At 69.6% G+C, this 10,768-nt stretch carries 12 protein-coding genes; 5 read left to right on the top strand and 7 right to left on the bottom strand.

The features are described from left to right. Positions 1-11: 11 nt before the first annotated feature. The gene (locus AB0M83_RS14100; RefSeq protein WP_364516951.1) at positions 12-239 is read right to left on the bottom strand and encodes a DUF2530 domain-containing protein; all 228 of its coding nucleotides are present in this window, start codon (positions 237-239) and stop codon (positions 12-14) included. An 82-nt stretch (positions 240-321) separates the two neighbouring features. Here AB0M83_RS14100 and AB0M83_RS14095 point away from each other — a divergent pair, with 82 nt between their 5' ends. Next, positions 322-1,791 (top strand): NCS2 family permease, encoded by a 1,470-nt coding sequence (locus tag AB0M83_RS14095; protein WP_364516950.1) that lies wholly within the window; start codon positions 322-324, stop codon positions 1,789-1,791. Here the strand turns inward: AB0M83_RS14095 and AB0M83_RS14090 are convergent, their stop codons facing one another. Next, positions 1,792-2,334: a hypothetical protein gene (locus AB0M83_RS14090; protein WP_364516838.1), complete on the bottom strand. Its 543-nt coding sequence runs from the start codon at positions 2,332-2,334 to the stop codon at positions 1,792-1,794. Positions 2,335-2,441: 107 nt separating this feature from the next. Between AB0M83_RS14090 and AB0M83_RS14085 the strand changes: the two genes are divergently transcribed. Together AB0M83_RS14085 and AB0M83_RS14080 are read left to right on the top strand one after the other, a co-directional pair. Further along, a complete protein-coding gene (locus AB0M83_RS14085; RefSeq protein ID WP_086861485.1) occupies positions 2,442-2,873 on the top strand; it encodes a MarR family transcriptional regulator in 432 nt (143 codons plus the stop codon). A 128-nt stretch (positions 2,874-3,001) separates the two neighbouring features. Then, entirely contained in the window at positions 3,002-4,258 is a 1,257-nt protein-coding gene (locus AB0M83_RS14080) for an MFS transporter (protein ID WP_364516836.1), read from the top strand. Positions 4,259-4,504: 246 nt separating this feature from the next. Here the strand turns inward: AB0M83_RS14080 and AB0M83_RS14075 are convergent, their stop codons facing one another. The 5 genes from AB0M83_RS14075 to AB0M83_RS14055 form a co-directional block, all read right to left on the bottom strand. Next, a complete protein-coding gene (locus AB0M83_RS14075) occupies positions 4,505-5,308 on the bottom strand; it encodes an arylamine N-acetyltransferase (protein WP_364516834.1) in 804 nt (267 codons plus the stop codon). Positions 5,309-5,410: 102 nt separating this feature from the next. Beyond that, positions 5,411-6,034 carry a superoxide dismutase gene (locus AB0M83_RS14070; protein WP_364516832.1) on the bottom strand — a complete coding sequence of 208 codons (624 nt, stop codon included), beginning with the start codon at positions 6,032-6,034 and terminating at the stop codon, positions 5,411-5,413. Between the two features lie 196 nt (positions 6,035-6,230). Further along, a complete protein-coding gene (locus AB0M83_RS14065; protein ID WP_364516830.1) occupies positions 6,231-6,890 on the bottom strand; it encodes a biliverdin-producing heme oxygenase in 660 nt (219 codons plus the stop codon). A 73-nt stretch (positions 6,891-6,963) separates the two neighbouring features. Continuing rightward, positions 6,964-7,560, bottom strand: a complete 597-nt coding sequence (locus tag AB0M83_RS14060; protein WP_364516829.1) for a TetR/AcrR family transcriptional regulator — start codon at positions 7,558-7,560, stop codon at positions 6,964-6,966. A gap of 16 nt (positions 7,561-7,576) precedes the next feature. Continuing rightward, positions 7,577-9,076: a glutamate--cysteine ligase gene (locus AB0M83_RS14055; RefSeq protein ID WP_364516827.1), complete on the bottom strand. Its 1,500-nt coding sequence runs from the start codon at positions 9,074-9,076 to the stop codon at positions 7,577-7,579. A gap of 210 nt (positions 9,077-9,286) precedes the next feature. On the opposite strand from AB0M83_RS14055, the gene AB0M83_RS14050 reads away from it, so the two are divergent. Both AB0M83_RS14050 and AB0M83_RS14045 read left to right on the top strand, forming a co-directional pair. Then, the gene (locus AB0M83_RS14050; RefSeq protein WP_364516825.1) at positions 9,287-10,093 is read left to right on the top strand and encodes an RNA methyltransferase; all 807 of its coding nucleotides are present in this window, start codon (positions 9,287-9,289) and stop codon (positions 10,091-10,093) included. Between the two features lie 39 nt (positions 10,094-10,132). After that, positions 10,133-10,744 carry a DUF2537 domain-containing protein gene (locus AB0M83_RS14045; RefSeq protein WP_364516823.1) on the top strand — a complete coding sequence of 204 codons (612 nt, stop codon included), beginning with the start codon at positions 10,133-10,135 and terminating at the stop codon, positions 10,742-10,744. The last annotated feature ends 24 nt before the right edge of the window (positions 10,745-10,768 follow it).

Below are 10,768 nucleotides of genomic sequence, written 5' to 3'. Positions count from 1 at the left end.
CGTCAAAGGGCTCAGAGCCGCTGCGCCGACTTCGATCCCCGCCGGGCGGCGGCGCGCTGCCAGGCGATGATCGCCAGGCCGATGAACCCGAGCACGAACCCGGACAGCGCTGTCTGCACCCACAGCCCCGAAGTCGTGAAGAAGAGCACCACCAGCGCGACAGCCCAGATCGAAGTGCCTACGATCACCACCGGCGTCAGGTCGGTCAGCTTCTTGGGCAGCTCCGGCGTGTGCCGCAACGAGCCCGTAACCTCCGGTGGATTGATCGGTTCACTCACGTGGTGAAGGGTACTCCGCAGCAGCGACAGAATGGGCAGGCGAATGGCGGAGCAGGAGACGACCCGCACCGGGACGTCCACACTGGACCGGTTCTTCAAGATCACCGAACGGGGTTCGACCGTGCCGCGCGAGCTGCGCGGCGGTCTGGTCACCTTCGTCACGATGGCCTACATCGTGGTGCTGAACCCGCTGATCATCGGCAGTTTCTCGGCTGACGACGCGGGCGCGCACAAGGACCTCCTCGGCGGCATCCTGCCGGTTCCGCAGGTCGCCGCGGTGACGGCGCTCGTCGCCGGCGTCATGACGATCCTGATGGGGCTGGTCGCGAACTACCCCTTCGCGATCGCGACCGGCCTGGGCATCAACAGCCTGGTCGCGGTCACCATCGCCCCGCAGATGACCTGGCCCGAAGCGATGGGCCTGGTCGTCATCGAGGGCGTCATCATCGTGGCGCTGGTGCTGACCGGGTTCCGGACCGCGGTGTTCCGGGCCGTGCCGGCCGCGCTGAAGTCCGCGATCGCCGTCGGCATCGGCGTGTTCATCTGCCTGATCGGCCTGGTCGACGCCGGGTTCGTGCGCCGCCTGCCGGACGCCGCGAACACCACCGTCCCGGTCGGCTTGGGCATCAACGGCTCGATCGCCTCCTGGCCGACCGCGGTCTTCGTCGTCGGCCTGCTGATCACCGGCGTCCTGGTCGTGCGCAAGGTCAAGGGCGCGATCCTGATCGGCGTGCTGTCGTCGACCGTGCTGGCCGTCGTCGTCGAGGCGATCGTCAAGGCCGGGCCGTCGCAGGGCACGAACCCGAAGGGCTGGAACCTCGGCTACCCCGCGCTGCCGGACCAGGTCGTCGGCCTGCCGAACCTTTCGCTGGTGGGTGACGTCTCGTTCGGCGCCTGGACGCGGCTGCCGATCATCACCGTCTGCTTGCTCGTGTTCACGCTGGTCCTGGCGGACTTTTTCGACGCGATGGGCACCATGACCGGCCTCGCCAAGGAGGCCGACCTGCTGCCGAAGGACGGTCAGCTGCCCAACGTCGGCAAGGCGCTGTTCGTCGAGGGCCTCGCGGGCGCGGCCGGCGGGTTCGGCTCGGCCAGCTCGAACACGGTGTTCGTCGAATCGGCGTCCGGCATCGCCGAAGGCGCGCGGACCGGCCTGGCGAACGTCGTCACCGGCGCGCTGTTCATCGCCGCGATGTTCCTGACGCCGCTCTACCAGGTGGTGCCGGTCGAGGCGGCCGCGCCGGCGCTGGTCGTGGTCGGCGCGATGCTGATGTCGCAGGTTCGCGACATCGACTTCACCGACTACTCGATCGCGCTGCCCGCGTTCCTGACCATCGTCGTCATGCCGTTCACGTACTCGATCGCCAACGGCATCGGCGCCGGCTTCGTCAGCTACGTCGTGATCCGCGCGGCGACCGGCAAGGCCCGCCAGGTGCACCCGCTGATGTGGGTGATCGCGCTGGCCTTCGTCGCCTACTTCGCGGTCGGGCCGCTCCAGGCGGCGTTCCGCTGATCAACCCCTGACCTTCAGGGCCTCGTCGAGGACGCTCCGGTCGCGCTCGAAATCCGCGGCCGGAGCCTCGAACCGGATCGTCACCAGCGCGTCGCCGGCGCCGAGACCGACCACGGTCACCCGGCGCGGCACGCCGTCACGTTCGTAGGTGAAGTCCCATTCCGCGGCGTCGCGGTCGGCGATCGGGGCGTGCTCGGCCACCGTGCCGCCCTGTCGGCCGGCCACCGCCCGGAGCCCGCCGAGGGCGTCCTCCTGCGTGATCGGCACCCGGTCGGTCTCGAGCAGGAGGTCGCCTCGGCGGTAGCTCGCGCGCTCCTTGTCGCGGTTCACGGCCCAGGACGACGGCACCGGGATCTCGATCGCCGAGCCGGGGCCGTCCGCGTCCGCGAGCCGGTAGACCTCCAGCGCGCCTTGCGTGATCGCCGGCGCCGGCGGTGGTGGCGGCGCGGCCGCCGGCGTGTCTTCGCCGCCCCAGAACTGCGCCGCCACGATCGCCACGACCGCCGCGCCGACCACGGCCGAGCCCACCAGCTTCTTGTTCATCCGACCCCCAGGTTCGTTCCCTCGCAGAGGACGCGCGGCGGTGTCCCCGGTTGCGGGTTGACGGAGATCACCCGTGCGGCCGCAACATCGTAAGGTATGCTAACTATATGTCCGGCGACACGCACGAACGCTCCTTGGCGAGCCGTCTGCGTCTCGCGGTGGTCCGGCTCAACCGCCGGCTGCGGGCACAGCGCGTCGGGGACGACCTCACGCTGACGCAGGTCGCCGCGCTGTCCACCCTGCACAAGTGCGGTGCGCTGACCCCGGGTCAGCTCGCCGCGAAGGAAGGCGTCCAGCCGCCCTCGATGACGAGGGTGATCGCCGCGCTCGAAGAGTTGAAGTTCGTCGAGCGGCGCCCGCACCCGACCGATGGCCGGCAGGCCATCGTCGAGCTGTCCGAGAGCGGACTGGCCTACGTGCAGAAGGCCATCTCCGTGCGGGAGGCGTGGCTGGACCGGCAGTTGGCGGAACTCGGCGACGAAGAGCGCGAAGTGCTCTCGAAAGCCGCCGAAATCATAGACAGGATGGCGGGGAACTAACCACGGTGACGGCCACGGGTAGCGAAACGAAACGTTCCATCGAGACCACTGCTACCCGGGACACGGCGCCACCGCCGTCCGCTTCGCCGCCGTCCGAGTCGCGCCCTTCCGAAGTGCAGCGCCGCGGCATGTTCGCGTCCCTGCGGGTCCGCAACTACCGGCTGTTCTTCACCGGCCAGGTCATCTCGAACGTCGGCACCTGGATGCAGCGCATCGCCCAGGACTGGCTGGTGTTCACCCTCAGCGGCAACAACCCGATCGCCCTCGGCATCGCGGTGGCGCTGCAGTTCGCGCCGACCCTGTTCCTTTCGCTGTGGGCCGGGGTCCTCGCCGACCGCGTCGACAAGCGGCGGCTGCTGACCTGGATCCAGGTCGCGGCGTGCGCGCAGGCCGTGGTGCTCGGTGTCCTCGACATCACCGGGCTCGTGGCGCTGTGGCAGGTCTACGTCCTGTGCTTCACGCTCGGCATCACGGCGTCGCTCGAAGTACCGACGCGGCAGTCGTTCGTCGCCGAGATGGTCGGCCGGGACCAGATCGCGAACGCGGTCGCGCTGAACTCGTCGATCTTCAACATGGCGCGGATCGTCGGCCCGGCGATCGCCGGGTTCGCGATCACCTGGATCGGCACCGGCTGGCTGTTCATCGCGAACGCGGTCAGCACGGTCGCGGTGATCGTCGGGCTGGTCATGATGAACCCGGACAAGCTGTTCCGCGTCGCGGCGGTGCCGCGCGAGAAGGGGCAGCTGGCCGAGGGCCTGCGGTACGTCCGGCGGCGCTCGGACCTGATGACGGTGATGGTGCTGGTGCTGTTCGTCAGCACGTTCGGCATCACGTACTTCTCCTCGCTGCCGATCGTCGCGGCGAACGTGTTCCACACCGCGGCCGACGGCTACGGGCTGCTGTCGACGCTGGTCGCGGTGGGCACGTTCACCGGCGCGGTGATGTCGGCCCGTCGCGGGACGAAGGGCCGGCCGCGGGTGCGGCTGATGCTGGTGTCGGCGTTCTTCCTGGGCGTGTTCGAGCTGCTCACGGCGTTCATGCCGACGTACCTGACGTTCGGCCTCGGCCTGATCCCGCTCGGCTTCGCCACGATGACGTTCCTCAACACGGCGAACGCGCTGGTGCAGACCTCGGTCAGTCCCGAGATGCGCGGCCGCGTGATGGGGCTGTACGTGCTGGTGCTGATCGGCGGCAACCCGATCGGCGGCCCGATGGTCGGCTGGATGGCGCAGGCGTTCGGCGGGCGGTCTCCGTTCTACATCGGTGGAGCGGTTTCGGCGTTGGTCGCGGTGGTCTGTGCGATCGTGCTGATCCGGCGGGGTGGCGTTTCGTGGCCGGTTCAGCGGCGGTTCGGGCTTCGGGTGCTCAAGCGGGCGAAGGTCTAACGGCTCGGTTGAGGTCGCCGGGCAGCCGTATTGGAGGGACCCCGTTCCGTCGCTGGTACGCGGTATAACTCGAACGAGTGAGATCCGGGTCTCCTCGACGAGCCCCTTGTCTGAGGGATGAGGTTAGGCTAACCTCATACACGTCCGCTTCGTGGTGGGAGCGGCAGTCAGTTCGGGAACGGACGGAGCCCCGGCCCTGGGAACCCCAGGCCGGGGCTTCGTTCATTCAAGGCAGCAAAGCGGTCTTCACGGCAGTGTCGGGCTGAGCGCACCGCTCGTCAAGGGACTCTCACCCGGTGGCGTGGGCAGGCGCGTCAGGGGGAGACCGAAGTAGACCCGGTACGCCATCCGGATCGCGGAATCCGTCGGCAGTGCGACCTCGTGCCGGACGCCGTCGACCGTCTCGATCAGGCGGTCGCCCGACAGCGTCACCCGGCCCTGGGAGGTCGGGCGGGAGCACGTCAGGGACTTCGTGAAGTGGGACTCCGGGGACGTCGACTGCCACCACGCCATCGGGACGAAGTCCGCCAGGGGCCGCGGGCGGCGCTCCAGACGGTACTGCGGCTCGCCGTCCCGCAGGACGTCGATGTCGCCGTGGGGCGCGTCCAGCAGCAGGAACTCGCCGTCCGGGTCGGGCTGGGCGTCCACGCCGGACAGTCGCAACGGGTGCCGGGAGAACCGGCCGAAGCCGACGTCGACCAGCCACGGCTCGTCCAGCGAGACGATGATCGCCGCGTGGTCCAGGGGTGGGCCGAGCGTTCCGTCCGGGCGGAACACCTGCGCCGCGTGCAGCGAAGCTTCGTAGCCCAATGAGCGCAGTAGCGCCGCGAAGAGTCCGTTGAGCTCGTAGCAGAAGCCGCCGCGCCGGCGATCCACGATCTTGCCGAACAAGGCTTCTTCGCCGAGTTCAACCGGCTCGCCGAGGTGGATGCTCAGGTTCTCGAACGGGACCGCGATCAGGTGACGTTCTTGCAGATGTCGGAGAGTCTCCAGGTCGGCCGCCGCGGGCCGGTCGACCCCCAGCCGCGCCAGATACGCGTCAACGTCCATGTCGACCACTCTCACACCTCGACCGCACTCGAGGTCAAGTGATTTCACCCGTCGACGAAAACGGGGCCCTCCCGTGCAGGAGAGCCCCGTTCCGCGAAAACCTCAGCCGAGCAGCAGGCCGTTGCCGCCGGCGACGGCGTTGTCGAAGCGCTTGCTGATCTCGGCCCAGTTGAAGATGTTCCACAGGGCCTTGACGTAGTCCGGCTTCACGTTCTTGTAGTCCAGGTAGAACGCGTGCTCCCAGACGTCGACCAGCAGGATCGGCACGGTCGGCAGGATCAGGTTGTTGTGGTGGTCGCGCAGCTGCTGGGTGATCAGCGTCTTGCCGATCGGGTCCCAGGAGAGCGCGCCCCAGCCGTTGCCCTGGATCGTGGTCGACACGGCGGTGAACTGCGCCTTGAACTTGTCGAAGGAGCCGAACGCCTCGTCGATCGCCGCGGCCAGCTCGCCGGTCGGCTTGTCGCCGCCTTCCGGCGACAGGATCTTCCACCACACGACGTGGTTCGCGTGGCCGGCCAGGTTGAAGGCCAGCGTGGTCTCGAGACCGACGATGCCGCCGAAGTCGCCGGCGTCGCGGGCTTCCGCGATCTTGTCGAGAGTGTCGTTCGCGCCCTTGACGTAGGTCGCGTGGTGCTTGCTGTGGTGCAGCTCGTTGATCTCGCCCGAGATGTGCGGCGCGAGCGCGCTGTAGTCGTAGTCGAGATCGGGGAGCTCGTAGCGGGCCATTGGCCCTCCTTCTGTCTTCGACACAAGTTTCCTGTACCGAACCTAGTAGCACACGCCTCTGCGCGGCGAGCGGGGGCGCGTGGCCATCGCAACGTGGGACGGCGGTTCGTCTGTGGCGTACCCGAGGGTCCGTCACCCGAAACCGAGCCTGCTACCTGCACCTAAGTGGAGGTCAACGAGCTGTGACGACGATCATTCAGGCGCGGTATTCGTCCAGCCGCGAAGCCAGCTCCTCGAACACGGCGACGTTGCACTCGAACGCGACCAGTGTCTCGTCGATCACCCGCGCGCGGTCGGCTTCGTTCCACGGCGCGTTGTCCAGCTTCGCGCGGTACCGATCGCGGAAGCGGGGCGCGCTGCCGATGCCCTCGAAGTGGTAGAAGAGCGTGCCGGCCTCGGCGACGTCGTACTTCTTCTCCAGCAGCCGCCGGATCGCCTGGCCGCCCGCGATGTCACCCAGGTAGCGCGTGTAGTGGTGCGCCACGTACCCGCCCGCCCACGAAGACGCTTCGCCGACTCGCGCGACGTACGCCCGCGTCGACGCCAGCGGGGAGATGGTCGAGCGCCAGTCCGGGCCGACCAGGTGCGCGAGGTCGCGCTCGAGGTGGGGCAGCCGCCGCAGCTCGTCGAACACGAATTCGCCGCCGACCGGGTCGCCGGCCATGCGGTCGCTCGCCGCCTCGATCGCGCCGTAGACGAAGTAGTACTGAATCGCGAGCTGGGTGTAGCCCTCCTGCGTCAGCTCGCCGCCGAGCAGGGCGCGCATGTACGTCGAGTAGTTCGCCTTCTCGTGCACCTGGAGCGTCGACGCGCGCAGGGTCGCCGAGAAGGGGCGAGCATCCGTGGTCACCGACATGGGCAGGCCTCCCGGCGATCGATCTGACACGCTGTCAGAAAGATCGTAGGGCATTTATCCGGGTAAGGCTATCCTAAATCGACGCTCCGACCGCTCTCAGCACGAACCGCACCGCAGCCTCGACGACGTCTTCCAGCTGCTCGGAGGGCCCGTCGACCAGCGTCCGGTTGCCCAGCGCGGTGGTGATCATCGGGATCAGGACGTCCGGGTCCTCGGCCGGCCAGCGCCCCAGGTCGACGCCGCCGGCCAGGATCGCGCGCAGCCGGTCGGTGATCGGGTCGGCGTGCGCGCTGATCCGCCGGTACGCCGCGGGCGCCAGCGCCGACGCGAGCGCCGTGCCCGGCGGCATGTGGTACTCGGCCAGCACGCGCAGCTGCAGCCGGACGAACGTGGCGAGCTGGTCCACCGGGTCCGCGTGGGCCTCGACGGCCTCGGTCAGCCGCGTGACGTACCGCGCCGCTTCGTCCTCGACGAACGCGACGAGCAGGCTTTCCTTGTCGGGGAAGTGGTTGTACAGCGCGGTCCGGCCCACCCCGGCGGCCGAGGCGACCCCGGCGAGCGTGATCGCGTCGAAGCCGCGTTCGTACAGCTGGGCGCGCAGGACTTCGAAGACCCGCGTCCGCACCTCACGCCGGTGCGCTTCGAGCGACTCACCGAGAATCTTCGGCATCGACCCAGGCTAGCGCTCACTCATCAGACGGCCAGGTGTGTACCGGCTCGCCCGTTTCCGACAGCTCCAGGTAGCGCCCGAGCATCAGGTTGAGCGCCTCTTCCCGGTCGAGCCCGCGCTCCTGCCCGCGCAGGACGTAGTCGCGCTGCCAGGTCGCCCCCGTCCGCCGCGCGAGGCAGCGGCGCTCGATGATCCCGAGGTAGCGCTCGCGGGCCTCGTCGGAGACGTCGGAGCGGCGCAGCCCCTCGTGGGCCAGCGGGAGCAGCACGCGCAGCGCCAGCTCGTCCGGCGGGATCCAGCCGATGCCCGGCCAGTACAGCTGTGCCTCGAACCCGCGCCGCGCGCCGGCGTAGAGGTTTTCCTCCGCCGCCTGGAAGGACATCTGGCTCCACACCGGGCGTTCCGCCTCCGCGAGCGCGCGCTGGGCGCCGTAGAAGAACGCCGCGTTCGCCACGGTGTCGACGACGGTCGGCCCGGCCGGCAGCACCCGGTTCTCGATCCGCAGGTGCGGCAGGCCGTCGACGACGTCGTACACCGGGCGGTTCCAGCGCCAGATGGTGCCGTTGTGCATGCGCAGCTCGGTGAGCTTGGGCGCCTGGCCCGCGTCGAGCGCCTCGATCGGGTCTTCGACGTCGGTTTCCGGGAGCAGGCCGGGGAAGTAGCGGACGTTCTCCTCGAACAGGTCGAAGATCGACGTGATCCAGCGCTCCCCGAACCACACGCGCGGCCGCACGCCCTGGTTCTTCAGCTCCTCCGGGCGCGTGTCGGTCGCCTGGAGGAACAGCGGGATGCGCGTCTCCTGCCAGAGTGCCTTGCCCAGCAGGAACGGCGAGTTCGTGGCGAGCGCGATCTGCGGCCCGGCCAGGCACTGAGCGGCGTTCCAGTGCGCGGCGAACTCCTCCGGCGCCACCTGCAGGTGCAGCTGGACGCTCGTGCACGCGGCCTCCGGAAGAATGGATTCCGCATAGCTGCGAAGACGTTCCGGCTGCTGGCCCGGCAGGGGCGCGCCTTCCATCGCCAGCACGGTCCGTTCGCCGCGCGCCGCGAAGATCTGGTCGTTCAGGGTGACGTACCGGGACTTGTTGGTGAGCCACTTCTGGTCGAAGTGCTCGTGCTTCAACGTCGGCAGGATGCCGATCATGGCCAGCGACGACCCGGTGTCGCGGGCCTTCGACGCCGCGGTCGCGAGGTACGCGCGGAGGTCGTCTTCGAGCTGGAGGGCCGAATCGCCGGCCAGTGGCCGCGGCGGCACGTTCAGCTCGATGTTGTGCTGGCCCAGCTCGGTGGTGAACGACGGGTCGTCGAGCGCCTCCAGCACCGCGGTGTTCGTCATCGACGGGCGCAGTTCGCGGTCGACCAGGTTCAGCTCTACCTCGAGGCCGATGTTCTTGCGGGGGAACGAAAAACTGCCGTCGGTGAGCATGCGGGCCAACGTGTCGAGGCAACGCTGCACCTTGCGGCGGTACCGTCCCCGGTCGAGCGTGTTGAACGGTTGAGCCGCGAGGTCCATCCCCATGACCATCCCTGCTTTTCGTCGGTGTGGAACCAGGACGTGTTTCAGGCCCGGCGGACAACCGTTACACAGCCGATGCAACCGGGCTAGCGGCCAAACTGGTGCTCTCCGTCACGGGGGGTTAACCGAAAGCAAATTACCTCCGTTCGGACCAAGGGTGGCTCGACGTTCGGACCAATGAGCGGGACGGCAGGCGGGTGACAGACTGGACGAATGGGCTTGATCCACATCGCCGGCCGCGACGACCCCCGGGTCGACGATTTCCGCGACCTGTCCACAGCGGACCGCCGCCCCGACCGCCCGGGCGGCAAGGGACTCGTCATCGCCGAAGGCACCGTCGTGGTGTCCCGGCTGCTGGCTTCCCGGTACCCGGTACGGGCTCTGCTGGGCGTCGAACGGCGGTTCGCCGAGCTCGCCGACGACCTCGCCGGGATCGACGTGCCCCGGTACGCGGCGTCCGCGGAGACGATGGCCGACGTCGTCGGGTTCCACCTCAACCGCGGGATCCTCGCCGTCGCGGACCGGCCGGCGCCGCTGACGGTTTCCGAAGTCGTCGCGAACGCGGGCACGATCGCCGTTCTCGAAGGCGTGGGGGACCACGAAAACCTCGGTGCGCTCTTCCGCAACGCGGCCGCGCTCGGCGTCGGCGGCGTGCTGCTCGGGCCCGGCTGTTCCGACCCGCTCTACCGGCGCAGCGTGCGTGTGTCGATGGGACACGTGCTGCGCGTGCCGTTCGGGCACCTCACCGACTGGCCGGGCGGGCTCGACGACCTGCGGGCGCGCGGGTTCGCCGTCGCCGCGTTCACGCCGCGGCCGGGCTCGATCCCGCTGCGCGAGCTGCGGGCGCACGCACCCGGGCGGGTGGCGCTGCTGTTCGGCGCGGAAGGTCCCGGACTGACCGAAACGGCGCTGGCGGCGGCTGATCACGCCGTCCGGATACCCATGCCGGCCGGAGTCGACTCCCTCAACATCGCGACGGCCGCCGCCGTGGCCTTCTACGAACTGGCGCGGGCCGACTAAGGTTTCGGTTTCGAGGCGAAACCGGCGCGAAGGGACACCATGGAGCTGCGGATCCGCGGTGAGCGCGCGGTGCTGGCCGGACCCGGTGGCGACCAGGCGCGCGAGGTCGACCCGCACAAGCTCGCGATCGGCTCGGATCTCGCGCAGGCACTGCACGAATGGGCGCGCGTCGCGTCCGCGGTCTCCGCCGACTCCGGGGCCGAAGCGGGCGCGGTCGTCTCGCAGCGCGGCCGTCAGCTCGCCGGGCGGCTCGCCTCGGTGATGGGCACGACCGTGCGGTTCGTGGACCCGGTGACCGGCGCCGACACGGTCGTCGAACCGGCCCCGCGGACCGAGGCACCCGGCCGGCGGTTCGTCCGGACGGTGCTCGGCCCGCCGGGCCCGCCCGGGGAGCCGACGCCGTGGCTGACCGGGCTGACCGTGTCGGCGTTCATCGCGGCCGTGGTCGTGGTGGCCATGCTGGCGCTGGCCTCGACGCTGGCGCGGGAGACCAGCGGCTGGCTGGCGCTCGTGGCGTCGGTCGTCGTGACGGCCGGGATCACGCCGTCGCTGTGGCTCATCCGCCGCACCCCGATCCTGCGCTGGGCCGCGTACGGCGCGGCGGGCGGCGTCGTGATCGCGTGGGCCGGCGTGCTGGTGATCGCCTTCTAGCGGCACCGGACGTAGGTGACGAGC

The organism is Amycolatopsis sp. NPDC051106 (assembly GCF_040682775.1).
In the GTDB taxonomy this organism is placed as follows: domain Bacteria; phylum Actinomycetota; class Actinomycetes; order Mycobacteriales; family Pseudonocardiaceae; genus Amycolatopsis.
This window is presented reverse-complemented; position numbering and strand designations above follow the sequence as displayed.